Raw genomic sequence first — 15,445 nt, forward strand, 5'->3', positions numbered from 1 at the left:
GCGACAACCTATGCTATAATCGAACAAATGAAAATTGGCGGGGGATTGGAATGGCATTTGGTATAAATAAGTCGATGCTAAACGAGTGGAAGGCAGTGGCCGAACAAGGAGACATTGCCTTTTTAACTCATTACTGGCTCGATGAGCGTTTCCCGGATTGTACGACGGTTACAAAAGTTGCCTGTTCTGATCGGGATAAGTTAGTCAGGTGGGGACAGAAATATGGCTTGAAGCCTGAATGGATTCATGAAAGAAAGGGGTATCCTCATTTTGACCTGCTTGGAGAATGGCAGGAGAACATTTTAACGAAGGAAGGGAAATTGGAGCAACTTACGAATCTAGTTCGTCGCTTCCACGGATAACCTTTTTCTTGTTATAATAAGGATATTGAATATGAGGGAGGAAATAACATTGTTAACAAATCAAAATTCTATTATCTCAGATCTAAATACGAAATCATCTGTTGATCCTAAACAGGAAATTCGTCAACGTGTTGATTTTCTAAAAAACTATTTACTACATACTAGTGCGAATGGGTACGTATTAGGCATATCTGGTGGACAAGATTCTACATTGGCTGGAAAGTTGGCACAGACAGCTGTTAATGAATTAAATGAGGAAAACCATGAAAAGACGTTTTCATTTTATGCTGTGAGGTTGCCATATGGTGAGCAAAAAGATGAAGCAGATGCTCAAGATGCGATTCGATTTATTGAACCAACACGAGCAATAACGGTAAACATTAAGGGAGCTGTTGATGCATCTGTTGAGGCATTTTGTGAAGCAACAGATGGAGAGCAACTATCTGATTTTAATAAAGGAAATACGAAAGCTCGGGAACGTATGAAGGCTCAATATGATTTAGCGGCACATTTTGGCTGTCTTGTTATTGGAACAGATCATGCAGCTGAAGCAATTACGGGCTTTTTTACTAAGCATGGAGACGGGGCATGTGATTTAGCTCCTTTATTTGGATTAACTAAAAGGCAAGGAAAATCTTTGCTTATGGAACTTGGTGCACCTGAACACCTTTACACAAAAGTCCCAACAGCTGATTTGGAAGATAGCAAGCCTGGTTTGCCAGATGAAGTCGCATTAGGCATGACGTATGAGCAACTAGATGATTATCTTGAAGGAAAAAACGTTGACCCTGCGATTGCAGAGAAGATTGAATCGCGATATGTTAATACAGAGCACAAACGACAAACCCCTGTTACGATTTATGATTCTTGGTGGAAATAATTTTTAGTTCTAAACAGCCTGCTAGCATCATAACTTAATTCGAGTGTCTTCTAAGTATGCTCATAAAAATACAGGGCTTATCACTGGTTAAGGAGAGAGTATGATGAAAGGGAAATTGGTTATATTAGTAGGTTTAAGCATATGTTTGATTGTTCTTGCTGGATACACTGTTTCTCATTATTTTGAAACAGAGACTTCTCAAGCAAAAACAGTAGTAAAGAATTTAACAAATGATGAAGTTCGTGAAATAAATGGGATTGAAATGACCCTAAACGGAGTTCGTGTGGAGTCCGTTATGGAAGAAGAAGGAAATCAAGTGTTGATTGTTGATATAGGAATTGAAAACATGAGAGAAACGGTATATGAGTTCTCTTCATATAAGCTCACGTTAGTGGATGAAGATGGTTTTGCTCACGGAATGAACACATCGATTGTAACAAAAGGGATTCTCGGAGGGCAACTTCATCCAGGGAGAACAAACCGTGGTGAAATAGCTTTCGTTGTTCCTATTGGAACAGAATATGAGCTTGTGTATACAGATCATCTGAGGACAGGACAAGTTACGTGGCAAGTATCAGTAGATAAGGGATGAGAAGTTAAATGACTGAAAATAAGAACAGTGATCTTCATATGCACTCTACTGCATCAGACGGTGGTTATTCACCGTCTGAATTAATGAAAAAGTGCAATGAGGTTCAACTTGAGATCGTTTCACTAACAGATCATGATAGTGTTGATGGAATCGAAGAAGCGATTCTAAGCGGCGAGAAACTGGGGATTCAGGTTATTCCAGGTATTGAATTTTCAACGAAATACAAAGGAAAGAGTGTACATATTTTAGGTTATCAATTTGATTATAAAAATGAAAAATTACAAGTCATGCTTAAAAAGCAAAAACAACTTCGGAGAGACCGTTTAGATACAATTATTGAAAAACTAGATCGTATAGATTTAAAGATTAAACCTGACCAGGTGTTAAAGCATACAGATGGAGGCAGTATTGGCCGACCTCATGTGGCAAAGGCTTTAATAGAAGCCGGTTACGTAAAAGATGTCGCAGAAGCCTTTGAACTTTACTTAGCTGAAGGAAAACCTGGGTATGTAGAAAAATCACAAGAAATGTCTGTTGAAGAAGCGATTAACTGGGTTCACCAAACAAACGGGATTGCGATTGTTGCACACCCTGACTATTATGACGTGGATGATGAGTTAATAAATTGGGTAAAGGATTGGGGTCTTGATGGAATCGAGGTCTATCATCGTGATCATAATGAAGAAGCGGTGAAACGTTATGAAACGATCGCTGATTCTATTGAAAAGGAGTTAGGAAGAACTTTGTATCGAACAGGAGGCTCCGATTTTCACCACGAAGATTATGGACGAGTTCGAGAACCATTAGGGGTCACGAGAGTTTCCAATCAGTTGGCGAATCAATTGTTAGAGAGTTGAGTGATGCTTAGTCTTAGGACTGAGCATTTTTATATAATTATTTTCAAAGGGGATTTTTTCCATTTGTTTATGTTACTATTTGATTAGTGCATATGGGAGGTGAGTTATAGCTTTAATAATTATAGCAGGCCTATTTTTCATCGTACTTTTGTTTTTTTTTGCAGTATTTTGGCTACCAATCTAGTACTATTATTTTGGCGTTTGAGTGGATTACAACATTCATTTTACCGTGGATTTTTTTATTCTGGTTTATAAAATTGGTTAAAGGTTTAGAGCACAAGAATCATCAATAATGAAGGTAAAGTCATTACTTTTGTTTAAAGAGTAGAGAATAGATAGGTGCGAGACGTTGTTTTGGTAAGGTAGCGTATTAGGTTAACGGGATTAGTTGAAGCGTTCGTCTTTTTTACCTATAATAAAAAGAAATCAAAAAATGGAGGGTTATAAATGGCAAAAGAGAGTTCATTTGATATAGTATCAAAGATTGATATGTCAGAAGTAACAAATGCTGTTACGATGGCTACGAAAGAAATCACGACGCGCTATGATTTTAAAGGGAGTAAAAGTACCATTACGTTCGATAACGAAGAGCTTGTATTAGTTTCTGATGATGAGTATAAATTGGAGCAGTTGAAAGATGTGTTAATTAGTAAACTAATTAAACGGGATGTATCCATTAAAAACTTAGACTATGGAAAAATTGAAGGGGCATCAGGCGGAACAGTACGCCAACGTGCTAAATTAATTCAAGGCATTGATAAAGAAAACGCGAAAAAGATTAACACTATTATTAAAAATAGCGGAGTAAAAGTAAAAAGCCAAATCCAAGACGACCAAGTTCGTGTGACTGGTAAGAATAGAGATGACCTACAGGCGATAATAGCTGCGATAAGAGGAGCGAACTTGTCGATTGATGTTCAGTTTATTAATTATCGTTAAGGTTTAGCTATACATATTACATGCGACATTTAATAAGATTTAAAAAAGCGGAAATACTTGCTTTTGAAATTGACGAATAAGTTGGCGTAAGTGGTGCATAAAGTAAAATTGCTTATAATCAAATGTACGAATCTTATCAAAGTTACGATTTTGCAAAGAATAATGATAAGCTTGAAATAATCAATAGACTAAAACAAGTTTTTTCTTAAAAATCACGGTTATATGATGAAATGTTAGCAAGTCATAGTCCAGTTATCTTATAGCAAAAAATAAGAGAAGATCCAACGCTGGTCGCGTCGGATCTTCTCTTATTTATGTTCGTACCCTACATCATTACGATGAGATAGGGTTGTTAGTACCTGAGAAAGTGTCTCACTCAGATTATCGGGTGTACTATTCTAATGATTTAGAAGCGTTACAACAAATTTTGTTTTTTAAGGAACTAGGTTTTTCTCTAAAAAAATAAAAGACATCAACTATAGTCCAACTTTATCAGCAAATTCTTTAGAGGTGCACCGGAACGTGTTAATGGTGAAACGCGATCGTCTGAACCGAATGATTAGAATGGTGGATCAAACGATTCAAAAGGGATAATTATTTATGTCAAATAAAGAAAAGTTTTCGGGTTTGATTTTAGCACTCAAAATATCGATAGATGTAGAGAGGGTTTAGCTACATGAATAACAGAGGCAATGGGTATTTTGGCGGATCAAAGTGAATCAACCGAAAAGTAGAAAAAGAGCACTCAAGGTTATGTTGAGCGCTTGTTTCCTTTATTGTTTTTCGATAATCGCTTCAATCTTTGTTCCTTCTAGAGCCTGAGTTGCGAGTTGATCAGCTTCTTTATTAAGACTACGGTCAATTAACTCATATTGAAGTGTTAATCCTAATTTATGAGTTAGTTGATCAATTCGATTAAACCATTGTAAGTAATGTTCTTCATAACACGGCCATTCACCAGAGGCTTGGTTAACGACAAGCATAGAGTCAGAATACACACTGATTGTTTGGTGATGAACATCTAATTCTTCTAATTGTCTAAGTAGAAGGTAGAGAGCTGCATACTCAGCTTCATTATTATCCTCAAGTAGATCGAGTGTATCATTGAACCTGAGGCGCCAATTTTTATGGTTTTGCTTATAGTATATAGCCAGGCCGATTCCTGCATTTTTGGTCTCTTTATTGTAGCCTCCATCAATATAAGCTTTAACATCATGAGGTTCTGTTTCAAATTGTTTTAAGAACTTCGTTAGTTCTTTCTTCGTCCACGTAGTGTCTTGGTCATCATAAAACTCAATATTTTTTAGTCGTCCGGTTTTTTCCAGATCATCACTAAGCATAAGTGCTTGAGCGACTGACATCCATTCAGATTTCATAAAAAAAGACTGTTTCGTTTTCGGAACATGATATTGCCATTCTAACCTTATTTTCATATTCACCCATCCTTTTTTAGGATAAAATAATTGCAGAATTGTTTAATTCATGATAAGTTAAATTATCGAAATGTTATGTTATTTTACAAGGTGTGTTTGATCATATTAATCATATCATATGTTAGTATGGTGACATCATGGCCTTTACATACAATGTTTGAAACTTACAAAGGAGTTAATGTTATATGCCCATTAAAATCCCAGATCACTTACCCGCAAAAGAAATTTTGAATGCTGAGAATATATTTGTAATGGACGAAAGCAGAGCTTATTCCCAAGACATTCGACCATTGAAAATCGTCATTTTAAATCTGATGCCGATAAAAGAAACGACCGAAACTCAACTATTACGCTTATTAGGGAATAGTCCCTTACAAGTAGAAGTATCATTTTTGTATCCGAGTACGCATGTTTCAAAGAATACATCACATGAGCATTTACATAGTTTTTATAAGACTTTTGATGAGGTGAAAACGAGAAAGTTTGATGGAATGATCATTACAGGAGCTCCGATTGAGATGCTTGAGTTTGAAGCAGTTACTTACTGGGAAGAGTTGAAAGAGATTATGGATTGGAGCGTCCAAAACGTAACCTCTACTTTGCACATTTGTTGGGGTGCTCAAGCTGGTTTGTATCATCATTACGGAATTAACAAGCATTTTGTTGGTGGAAAGATTTTTGGTGTTTTTAATCACACCATCGAAAAACAAAATGTGAAATTACTTAGAGGTTTTGATGATGACTTTTTAGCGCCTCATTCCCGCCATACAGATGTCCGAAAAGAAGACATTGAGCAAGTGAATGACCTTGAAATTCTTAGTATGTCTGATGAAGCAGGTGTCTATATTGTCGCTTCAAGAAACGGTAAGCAGATTTTTGTAACAGGTCATTCAGAGTATGATGTATGTACATTGCAAGATGAATATGAAAGAGATCTAGAAAAAGGGTTGGATGTTAACTTGCCACATAATTACTTCCCGAAAAACAATGACAAGCTGCCACCGCGATTAAGGTGGAGAGCACATTCCAATCTTTTATTTTCAAATTGGTTAAATTATTATGTATACCAAGAAACACCTTATGATCTTGGTAACCATTCGCAACGTTAGAGTTCTTCGAGTTCATTTGGGTAGAAAGAATAAAACGTTTGGTCAAATAGACCAAACGTTTTATTCTTGTTATGAGATCTGTTCTAGCTCTGAAGCTACGCTGTTTTGCTCTTCATTCCATTCGACAATCATTTTTCACTGTGGTGGGACTTTTTTTATGTGATGAGTCTACTAGATGGACAGATTACATTAAAGAATGATTAAATAATAGACTGACGCATCTCTTCATTTTTAGTAAGCTATGATATAATGAGATGGCTATAATGAACGGTTTTGCTACTGTTAGACAGCTGAGACGTTCATGTCTATGTCAGTAGGAGGTGGAGCAATGGATCCTTTAGACGTCATGATGAATAAAGATCAAGTTATCCCATATTTTCAACCTATTTTTAGCGCTGATAAGCAACTGGTGGTTGGTTATGAGGTTCTCGCAAGGATGAAAACGGCTGAAGGTGTGAAAAGCTTAGGTTGGTTTTTTCAAGATAAAAGCATTCCTGACGAATATCGATTGGAATTAGATGAGCATATTCAGAAGTTAGCGCTTGATGCATATATAGAAACGGATCAATCTACTTATCTATTCTTTAATTATGATGCATCGCTTTTAATCAAGGATAATGGAGAAACCTTTTTAAAGCTAATTGAACCATATCAAAAAAAGGGATTAAAACTACATCAGATTGTATTGGAATTAAAAGAAGAAGATTTAATTGAATATGTAGATGAGCACAGGCATCTTTTTTATTACATTCAGAGTCTCGGGCTTAGATTAGCGATTGATGACGTTGGCCATAATGGTAGCAATTTAGACTTAATTGCTAAGCTAAAGCCGAACATCGTGAAGGTCGATGTGACATTTATGGAAGATGAGGAATTGCCTCATTTATACTCTGAAGTACATCAATCGTTATCAATGCTTTCCAGGAAAATTGGGGCAACACTGCTTTTTGAAGGAGTTGCTACATTTAATCAACTGAATTATTCATGGAGAAATGGTGGTCGTTATTATCAAGGTTTCTATCTTGAAAAGCCTAGTCCAACGTTTGTAGATGCGGACTGCTGTAAAGAAAAAATGCAAAAGGTCTTTCATCATTTCATTGTATACGAACGAAAAAAAATGGAGGCTCAATTTACGTTAACGAACAATTTGAACCTCCAACTAAAACAGACCATGAAGCAAATAAGTCCTGAAGATCCTTATGATGAGGTAATTAAGAAAGTCGCTCAGGATTTGGATCGTTTTGCTTTTCGTATTTATGTTTGCGATGCAGAGGGATTTCAACAGTCATCTAACTTGGAAAAAAACACTGAAAATGAGTGGGAATTAATGAAAGAAGGACGCTTTAAAAACTGGAGTTGGCGTCCCTATTTTCTAGAAAATATTGTTCGGATGACTATTGAAAAACGAGGCTTTTTATCAGATCTCTATACCGATATTGAGCGTGATGAACGAATTCGAACGTACTCTTATCCTATTAGTGAGCATTTATTCTTATTTCTTGATATTCCATATGAATATTTATTTGAACAAGAAGGTTTACTTTGATTACCGGTCTGATCCTAGTTGGAGACAATCCAAAAGAGATCAGACCTTTTGATTTAAAGTGGGTATTAGAACTAGCAAAAGCGAGACGTGTGGAATACTCAATTAAAGGTAGAAAAAGAATTTAAAACAAGGGAGACATCTATGAAAAATAAATCTGTTTATCGTTTAATGGCCTATCTATTTTTTGCCCATTCGACGATAACCATTATTAATGGGTATATACCCGTTTTCTTTAAAGAGCAAGGGCTGAATGGTTCGCAAGTCGGAATGTTAATGGCAATTGGTCCGTTTGCCACGATTTTAGGTCAACCAATGTGGGGATATTTGAGTGATAAATATCAAAGTATTAAGAAGATGATCCTCGTTGCTTTGATAGGTGTTGTCTTAACAGTGACGGCTTTTATATTTGTTCACTCTTACTTTGCTTATTTACTAATCATGTTTAGTTTGTTTTTTTTCATCTCTCCTACAACTGCACTAGGGGATTCGCTTTCTCAAAAAACAGCTATTCAAAAGAGCATAAGTTTTGGTCGAATACGATTATGGGGATCACTAGGATTTGCAGTTACTTCACTCGTCGTAGGCTATGTATTAACCGCGGTTGGGATTGAGTACATAATGTTTCCTATGTTATTCATGTCTCTTATAGCTTTTATCGTGGCCTTAACGATTAAAGATGTTCCTGGAGTAAACAAACCTGTTACCGTAATAGATGCCCTGAAACTCGGAATTAACCCTTCATTATTGTTATTTTTCTTATTTATTTTATTTATTTCTGTTCCACACCGAGCTAATGACATTTATTTAGGTCTTTATGTGGTAGAGCTGGGTGGGCCTGAAGCAATGATTGGATGGGCATGGTTTATTGGAGTTACTGCAGAAGCAGGTATATTTGCAATGGGGGCCTTTTTCTTGAAACGCTGGTCATCCCTTTCGCTTATCGTATTGGCTGGATGTTTCTATACCGTTCGCTGGGTTTTAATGGGATTTATTTTAGATCCTTGGTTTATTTTGCCTCTTCAGATATTGCATGGTCTTACTTTTGGAATCTTTTATTTAGCTGCTTTTCAGTACATAAATAAATTAATTCCTGAACATCTACAAGCTACTGGTCATGTCCTATTTATAACCGTTATTTTTGGAGTTGCAGGTATCATTGGTTCCCTTTTAGGTGGAAATATTATAGAATTAACTTCAATCTCAACGCTTTATTTTATTCTTGGAGGAAGTGCACTATTTGGTACGATCAGCCTGTTCTTTTTTCAGAAAATGAGAAAAAGCCATGAAAAAGAGGCTAATCAAAATTAGCCTCTTATTCTCTTATATTAGCTAGTAGAAAGGAAGTGCAACATGGAAATTATTATAACAGACCGTGGAGTTAACTATCTTAAAAGTTTAGATGTTCTACAAAAAGCGGTTCGTATTAGAGCGATAGACACATTTGAATGAAGCACGATGGTTGAGTACGACCTCGCTCTGGATGAGCCGAGGAAAATGGATTCGCAAGTGAGATTACATGATTTATTGTTTGTTTATGATCGTAAAGCAGAAGAGGAAATAGGTGTATTTGTAAAAATTGATTTTGTCCCATCACAAGGTCTTAAACTGATAAATGCCAATCAAACACTTGCATACGCCCTTCAGATGAAAACGGTCTAGCGTTATTTTTTAATAAAGAAACTACTTACCTGTTTTACAAGAGGAGAAACTTGGTTTACTGTTTTCATCACTTGGTCAACCGTATTGACGGTTTTTCCCATGTCAAAGTTACCACTTTCATTTGTAAAAGCAGCTTTAAAGAAAGAAGCTTTGCTAGGAGTATATCCAGGTGGTTGTGATTGATTCATTCCCATATTTGGTGGAGAAAATGGTGTATTCTGTTGCTTAGGCATATAGCCATTCATTTGCATAGGGTGTTGCGGGTACTGTTGCTTGTAAAAAGGTCCTTGATGATAAGGATAATGAAGATTCATAGGTCTGTGTGGATTAGGTTGAAACATTCTAATCTACCTCCTTACTCAATTGGGATTTGCTTACGATTACTTGGAACTAAGATGCGAAGTAACCCATTCTTATAACTTGCTTTTACATCTTGTTCTCTTATGACAAAAGGGACTGGAATGACACGCTGTCTAACCTGAGTATGGCCTCTGCGTTCGGTAATACCTGTTGTTTCATCTATAATCTCAGATTGTTCATCTTGTGATACCTGAATGCGGATGGCTTGTCGATAAATATCTAATGCTATTTGTTTTTTATCTACCCCAGGTAATTCTGCTTCAATAACAAATGTTTTCTCATCTTCAAACACATGGACTGGGATAGGTGGTAGAAACAAAGAATTGTCTTGGATATTGTCATACGTTTGCTGAAAGAAATTGTCTATGGATTTTAAAATGTCTTGATATCCTTTTGGTAATTTATTTAACCAAGGCTGTTGATCAGACATTTGGTGTCACCTCTTTTACATCATTAATTAGTATATATGTATGAATGATTGCTTATATATGTGCAAGGTCTAAAGCTTAGTTTAGAGGAGGAAAGAGTTGTGAGATTAGGAATAATTGACACTCATTGTGATGCATTACTTAAGCTTTGGGATGATCCTAACCGCGATTTTGTAGCATCAGAGGAAATCGATGCAAATGTAAATCGGTTAATTGCTGGTGATGTAAGGGTTCAGGTCTTTGCTATTTTTGTTGAACCTTATGTGAAGCAAGATCAAAAGTTTCAAGTTGTATTAGAGCAAATTGATTTATTCTATAAAAGGGTTCTCAATTCAAGCTCTGCGTTCAGGCATATCCGTAAGTGGTCTGATTTAAAAGACCTTAAAGAGAATGAGATTGGGGCAGTCTTATCTCTCGAGGGTGTTGATGCTATTGGTGATGATTTGTCCAAACTCTCCATTCTTTATCAGCTAGGTGTTATTTCTGTTGGCTTAACATGGAATCAAGCAAATCTGGCAGCAGATGGTGTCGGTGAGCCTAGAGGAGCCGGTCTCACGTTATTAGGAAAAGATCTTGTACGAATGAATAATCAAAATCAGGTCTTAACAGATGTATCACATTTAAGTATTAATGGTTTTTGGGATGTGATAGAATTGGCGGAGTTTCCGATTGCCTCTCATTCAAATGCAAGACGCCTTTGTGAACATCCGAGAAATTTATATGACGACCAAATCCAAGCGCTCGTAGAGAAAAAAGGGTATATCGGTCTTGTCTTTTGCCCTACTTTTGTCACGTCTAATGAAGGTCTTTCTACCATACAAGATGTTCTAAATCATCTTGATTACATGTGTTCACTTGGGGCAGAACAATACATTGGGTTTGGATCTGATTTTGATGGCATTACTGAAAAAGTAGTGGGTTTAAATGATAGCGGAGAATATCAAAATCTTGTGAACGAGTTATTAAAGCATTACTCAGCCTCGCAGGTTCAACGATTCTTGAGTTTGAATTTTCAACAACTAATTCAACGTCTTACATGAAATTAATTTTTAATTTCGGTATAATGGTTAAGTAGAAAAGCGAGGTGAATGATATGAATATTACAGATCGCGCTAAAACATTTCTTCAAGAGACGATGAACGAACACGGATTAAATACAGTACGTGTCGTTTTTACTGGTATGGGTTGAGGTGGTCCAAAATTAGGGCTAGCTCTGGATGAGCCAGCAGAATCGGATCAACAAGAAGTTATTAATGGTATTAATGTTGCGATAGAGAAAGATGTTGTCCCACATGTGACAGATTTAACTTTGGATTACCAAGAAACAGAAGGTCAACCAGGTCTTGTTATGCTTGGTGGAGGTCAAGATTGTTGCTAATAAGAACAAAGAAGGAGAGAGTGACTATCTAATTAGTCACTCTTATTCTTTTTACAAGATTTTTGATATAGTCGTCTACCATGTGATAAAAGTGCTGCTAGATCAAGGTAAGACTTCAAACACTCTTTCACATTTCGCTTAGTTTCAGGTTCTTGCAATTGAGAGAAGGCTTATCTTTATGAAATAAATGTTTATATATGTTACAATAGCGAAAGGTTTTTAGAGAAAAGGAAGGGGATTGATTAGATTGAAAAAAATAACAATGAGTTTTGGAATTTTAGCATTAGCATTTGGACTAGCTGCTTGCGGTGGAGATGAAACGGAGCAGGAAGAAGCAGTAGCTGCACCAGAAGAATCAGCACCTGCAGAGCAGGATTTGAATTCTATCATTGATACTGAAAATATTCCTGATGTTATTGCTACCGTAAATGGTGAAGATATTGAAAAGGAAGTTTATGTTTCTTATTTACAGCAACAAGCTACTCAAATGATGATGCAGGGCATTGATTTAAATAGCGAAGAAGGCAGAAGTTACTTAGAAATGATTGAGGAAAGCACGCTACAGCAGCTTGTTAATGAAAAGTTAATTGTACAAGCAGCGAATGAAGCAAATCTTGAAGTAACTGAGGAAGAGATTGAACAAGAAATTGCTTCAATTCTTACTGAATTTCAATTAGAGTCTGAAGAAGAGCTTCAAGAGCTAATAGAGCAACAAGGTGTAACAATGGATGAACTTCGCGATGACGTTGTGGAATATGTAAAACGTGATAAATACATTCAACAAAATATTAATGTAACAGATATTACTGAAGAAGAACTTCAAGCAGCTTATGATGAATTGTTAACAATGGTTGAAGATGAGTCTGAAGTTCCTGAGTTTGAGGATTACAGAGAAGAGTTAGAATCTAGTTTACTGAAAGAGCAAGAACAAGCACAAACGGCTCAATTGTTAGAAGAGTTACGTGAAGATGGTGAGGTTACGATTCATATCTAATCTGAAGTAGATGGCTTATAAGCAACTTATTCCTAAACGGGGATTAGGGGCTATAGGCCATCTTTTTTTGATTTTTAAAATTCTCTTGCTGATTTAAGAATTCGACTATAGAATATAGGTGATTGGTATTGGTTAATTATGAGTATGCCGATTATTGGAGGAAGAAACATGATCGATATAAAACATAGCAACATTTTATTAGAGAGTGGAACAAATGAACTTGAAATCGTTATGTTTTCAGTTGGGAGCAGTACATTTGGAATTAATGTATTAAAAGTAAGAGAAATCATAAACCCAATGCTTATTACAGCAACGCCAAACGGCCATGAGCATGTGGAGGGGATCATTCACTTACGACAAGAAGTGATTCCAGTTGTGAATTTAGCAAAAGTATTAAAATTACCTGAATCGAAAAACCCAGTGCAAGATAAGTTTATTATCTCTGAACTGAATCAAACAAAGGTAGCTTTCCATGTTCATGGTGTTTCTCGAATTCATCGTATTTCCTGGGAACAAATTGAAAAGCCAAGTGAACTCTCGCAAGGTAGTTTAAGTGCAATGATTGGAATCGTCAAAATGGATGAGTTGATGGCTTTGCTATTAGATTTCGAAAAGATTGTTGTTGATATTAATCCAGAATCAGGGTTATCTATAGATCAGGTTAAAGCATTAGGACTGAGACAACGTTCGACTAAACGCATTTTAATCGCAGAAGACTCTGCTATCCTACGGAAACTCCTACATGATACGTTAGCGGAAGCGGGCTACGAAAGCTTACAGTTTTTTGAAAATGGAAAGAGTGCTTGGGAATACCTTGAATTTCTCGCTGAAGAGGGAATAGATGAGGTAAATAGACGTATTGATGTCATCATTACAGATATAGAAATGCCACAAATGGATGGACATCACTTAACTGTGAAAATAAAAGAGAATCAAGTTTTATCACATATTCCTGTTCTTATCTTCTCTTCGCTTATAACAAATGATTTATTTCATAAAGGTGAAAGAGTAGGAGCAGATGCTCAAATAAGTAAACCGGAAATTGTTAAGCTTGTTGAAACGATTGATCAATTTGTAAATTAAGCAAAAGCCTGACCTAAAAGACTGAAGATCGACAGGGATGATCTCGTTAATGTCTTAAGGTCAGACTTTTTTTATTTTTGTTTTTCATTTATTGCTTTTAATAGGTCTTCCTTTTGTTGCTCGGACAATATCCCTATCTTTTCAAAAAGTTGTGCATAATAGATTGTTTTTTTAGTGATACTCATTGGACTCTCTCCTTTAGCTTTTCTACATAATATGCATAAATATAAAAATGTTGACAAGGAGAAACTTTTTTGGTGGATTGCGGAAATGTAGAATTACCTTTCATAGACAAACCTTTTAAAAAATTGATATGATGGTAAGGTCAAAAAAAGGAGTGAATTGCGTTGAATATACAAGTAACAAAGCCAGCGATTCAGTGGTTCAAGGATGAATTAAACTTAAAAGGTGAAGGGGAATATGTTCGATTCTTTGCAAGATACGGCGGGTGTGGTTCCATTCAAAGTGGTTTTTCTTTAGGCATCAGTCACGAGGAAGAAGTTCCTGTCTCAGTTGGAGCAAAAGAGGAAGTAGAGGGGCTTGTCTTTTTTATTGCGGAAGAAGATATTTGGTATTTCAAAGGGTACGACCTTAAGGTAAAGTATAGCCGTAAGAATGAAGAAATTGAATTTATTTATGATGAACAAAATTAAAACAGACTATTATTGTTTTGATTAAAGGTGGAAATAACAAAATTTAATTGTTACAAATAGAGGATGAAATCGCATAGATTTCGTCCTTTTCATATTTATGTTGAAACAAATTTTCTTGAGGAGATAAGTACATAACAACTATCGAATTTCTGAACTGATTGTATAAACAGACTTTTAACTAGAGAAAGTTCAATTTGTAAACTGAATAATATTAGAGCTTAAATATAAACTAATTGAAACTGCTTAGATAATTGGAGGAGTATTGTATGAGAGAAGTTAGCCATCATGTTCGTTTAACCTCAGCTGAAATTGCAAATCTTTGGTCTCAATATCTTAACGATAGTATGGCTATTTGTGTCCTAAGACATTTGTTAAAACTGCCAAGATAAAGACACTCGTTCAATTCTTGAGTTTTCCTTACAGTTATCGCAATCTCATATTGAAAAAATCAATTTTTTTTTGACGCAAGAAAATTTTCCTGTTCCAAAGGGATTTTCAGAGAATGATGTTAATCTGGATGCTCTGCCATTATTTTCAGATACTTATATGCTTATTTATATGCACATTATGACGATTCATGGTTTGACTGGATATGCTGGTGCTGTTAGCACTTCGATACGTACTGATCAAATTGATTGTACAGAAGAATATTAGAGTCAATGGTCCATAAAGGGATTGTTAGTAGGCCCCCAATATTAACGCGCCAAAGGAAGTGGATTTTGTTGAGAAACAAAGCTTTTTAACTGGTTGATTTGGGGCACGTAGACCATACTGGTTGGTTAGAACAGCCACCTACTTTTGACGATCGTAAAAACTAGCTAACAAGCATTAATTTGTAACCAAAAGCATATTGGTCATGCTTGCCTTTTTGATTACATCAATGAGATTTAGGTATTACTAAGAATAATCATACTTAAGCCATCGAAGGCAGGCTCGACAAACTTCTTAATTTGATTACCGGATTGTAAACGAGTGAAGCCGCTTTAATAGCGATAAAAAAGAAGGTTGGGAATTAGCGATAAAGAATATTCAAAGTAAATCCCTCCACATTGAAGTTTTAGTGTATGGTAACACTTTGTTTAGTATTTGCAAAATATCACTAGTGTTGCATAAAAACTAACTGAATTTTCAGTTTTAAAGTTCTTCCTGTTTAGAGCCAAAAAAGTAAATAC

General features: G+C 35.8%; 21 protein-coding genes. 18 read left to right on the top strand and 3 right to left on the bottom strand.

Annotation, left to right across the window (positions count from 1 at the left end; genetic code table 11):
- Window positions 1-50: 50 nt before the first annotated feature.
- The 6 genes from PQ474_RS19690 to PQ474_RS19715 all read left to right on the top strand — a co-directional run bounded on the left by PQ474_RS19690 (window position 51) and on the right by PQ474_RS19715 (window position 4,096).
- Window positions 51-362, top strand: coding sequence for a hypothetical protein (locus PQ474_RS19690; protein ID WP_273847058.1), 312 nt, complete (start codon window positions 51-53; stop codon window positions 360-362).
- A 31-nt stretch (window positions 363-393) separates the two neighbouring features.
- Window positions 394-1,242, top strand: a complete 849-nt coding sequence (nadE, locus tag PQ474_RS19695; protein WP_273847060.1) for an ammonia-dependent NAD(+) synthetase — start codon at window positions 394-396, stop codon at window positions 1,240-1,242.
- A 103-nt stretch (window positions 1,243-1,345) separates the two neighbouring features.
- Entirely contained in the window at window positions 1,346-1,834 is a 489-nt protein-coding gene (locus tag PQ474_RS19700) for a DUF4352 domain-containing protein (RefSeq protein WP_273847062.1), read from the top strand.
- Window positions 1,835-1,842: 8 nt separating this feature from the next.
- Window positions 1,843-2,691 (top strand): PHP domain-containing protein, encoded by an 849-nt coding sequence (locus tag PQ474_RS19705; protein WP_273847064.1) that lies wholly within the window; start codon window positions 1,843-1,845, stop codon window positions 2,689-2,691.
- 447 nt (window positions 2,692-3,138) lie between these two features.
- On the top strand, window positions 3,139-3,630 hold the full coding sequence (locus tag PQ474_RS19710) for a YajQ family cyclic di-GMP-binding protein (protein ID WP_273847067.1): 492 nt from the start codon (window positions 3,139-3,141) through the stop codon (window positions 3,628-3,630).
- 367 nt (window positions 3,631-3,997) lie between these two features.
- A complete protein-coding gene (locus tag PQ474_RS19715; protein WP_273847096.1) occupies window positions 3,998-4,096 on the top strand; it encodes a MerR family transcriptional regulator in 99 nt (32 codons plus the stop codon).
- A 307-nt stretch (window positions 4,097-4,403) separates the two neighbouring features.
- On the opposite strand, the gene PQ474_RS19720 is transcribed toward PQ474_RS19715, so the two are convergent.
- Window positions 4,404-5,063 (bottom strand): reverse transcriptase-like protein, encoded by a 660-nt coding sequence (locus tag PQ474_RS19720; protein WP_273847069.1) that lies wholly within the window; start codon window positions 5,061-5,063, stop codon window positions 4,404-4,406.
- A gap of 185 nt (window positions 5,064-5,248) precedes the next feature.
- Here PQ474_RS19720 and metA point away from each other — a divergent pair, with 185 nt between their 5' ends.
- The 5 genes from metA (at window position 5,249) to PQ474_RS19745 (ending at window position 9,377) form a co-directional block, all read left to right on the top strand.
- Entirely contained in the window at window positions 5,249-6,172 is a 924-nt protein-coding gene (gene metA / locus PQ474_RS19725) for a homoserine O-acetyltransferase MetA (protein ID WP_273847070.1), read from the top strand.
- A gap of 328 nt (window positions 6,173-6,500) precedes the next feature.
- Window positions 6,501-7,718, top strand: coding sequence for an EAL domain-containing protein (locus tag PQ474_RS19730; protein ID WP_273847073.1), 1,218 nt, complete (start codon window positions 6,501-6,503; stop codon window positions 7,716-7,718).
- Entirely contained in the window at window positions 7,715-7,843 is a 129-nt protein-coding gene (locus tag PQ474_RS19735) for a hypothetical protein (protein ID WP_273847075.1), read from the top strand. The genes PQ474_RS19730 and PQ474_RS19735 overlap by 4 nt, the downstream gene beginning before the upstream one ends.
- 16 nt (window positions 7,844-7,859) lie before the next feature.
- The gene (locus PQ474_RS19740) at window positions 7,860-9,026 is read left to right on the top strand and encodes an MFS transporter (RefSeq protein ID WP_273847077.1); all 1,167 of its coding nucleotides are present in this window, start codon (window positions 7,860-7,862) and stop codon (window positions 9,024-9,026) included.
- Window positions 9,027-9,173: 147 nt separating this feature from the next.
- Entirely contained in the window at window positions 9,174-9,377 is a 204-nt protein-coding gene (locus PQ474_RS19745; RefSeq protein ID WP_273847080.1) for a hypothetical protein, read from the top strand.
- Between the two features lie 2 nt (window positions 9,378-9,379).
- On the opposite strand, the gene PQ474_RS19750 is transcribed toward PQ474_RS19745, so the two are convergent.
- Together PQ474_RS19750 and PQ474_RS19755 are read right to left on the bottom strand one after the other, a co-directional pair.
- On the bottom strand, window positions 9,380-9,718 hold the full coding sequence (locus PQ474_RS19750; RefSeq protein WP_273847082.1) for a YppG family protein: 339 nt from the start codon (window positions 9,716-9,718) through the stop codon (window positions 9,380-9,382).
- A 14-nt stretch (window positions 9,719-9,732) separates the two neighbouring features.
- Entirely contained in the window at window positions 9,733-10,167 is a 435-nt protein-coding gene (locus PQ474_RS19755; RefSeq protein ID WP_273847084.1) for an Hsp20/alpha crystallin family protein, read from the bottom strand.
- Window positions 10,168-10,266: 99 nt separating this feature from the next.
- Between PQ474_RS19755 and PQ474_RS19760 the strand changes: the two genes are divergently transcribed.
- The 7 genes from PQ474_RS19760 (at window position 10,267) to PQ474_RS19785 (ending at window position 14,927) form a co-directional block, all read left to right on the top strand.
- Window positions 10,267-11,205 carry a dipeptidase gene (locus tag PQ474_RS19760; RefSeq protein WP_273847086.1) on the top strand — a complete coding sequence of 313 codons (939 nt, stop codon included), beginning with the start codon at window positions 10,267-10,269 and terminating at the stop codon, window positions 11,203-11,205.
- A gap of 53 nt (window positions 11,206-11,258) precedes the next feature.
- Window positions 11,259-11,543 carry an iron-sulfur cluster assembly accessory protein gene (locus PQ474_RS26770; protein ID WP_446685389.1) on the top strand — a complete coding sequence of 95 codons (285 nt, stop codon included), beginning with the start codon at window positions 11,259-11,261 and terminating at the stop codon, window positions 11,541-11,543.
- 247 nt (window positions 11,544-11,790) lie between these two features.
- On the top strand, window positions 11,791-12,537 hold the full coding sequence (locus PQ474_RS19765; RefSeq protein ID WP_273847088.1) for a SurA N-terminal domain-containing protein: 747 nt from the start codon (window positions 11,791-11,793) through the stop codon (window positions 12,535-12,537).
- A gap of 168 nt (window positions 12,538-12,705) precedes the next feature.
- Complete coding sequence (locus PQ474_RS19770) at window positions 12,706-13,620, top strand: chemotaxis protein (protein WP_273847090.1); 915 nt, start codon at window positions 12,706-12,708, stop codon at window positions 13,618-13,620.
- Window positions 13,621-13,967: 347 nt separating this feature from the next.
- A complete protein-coding gene (locus tag PQ474_RS19775; RefSeq protein WP_273847092.1) occupies window positions 13,968-14,273 on the top strand; it encodes a HesB/YadR/YfhF family protein in 306 nt (101 codons plus the stop codon).
- A gap of 266 nt (window positions 14,274-14,539) precedes the next feature.
- Window positions 14,540-14,662, top strand: a complete 123-nt coding sequence (locus PQ474_RS19780) for a hypothetical protein (RefSeq protein WP_273847093.1) — start codon at window positions 14,540-14,542, stop codon at window positions 14,660-14,662.
- A gap of 49 nt (window positions 14,663-14,711) precedes the next feature.
- Entirely contained in the window at window positions 14,712-14,927 is a 216-nt protein-coding gene (locus PQ474_RS19785; RefSeq protein WP_273847098.1) for a DUF3231 family protein, read from the top strand.
- The last annotated feature ends 518 nt before the right edge of the window (window positions 14,928-15,445 follow it).

Origin of the sequence: Halalkalibacter alkalisediminis (assembly GCF_028610705.1) — a bacterium.
GTDB classification, from domain to species: Bacteria; Bacillota; Bacilli; order Bacillales; family Bacillaceae_D; genus Halalkalibacter; species Halalkalibacter alkalisediminis.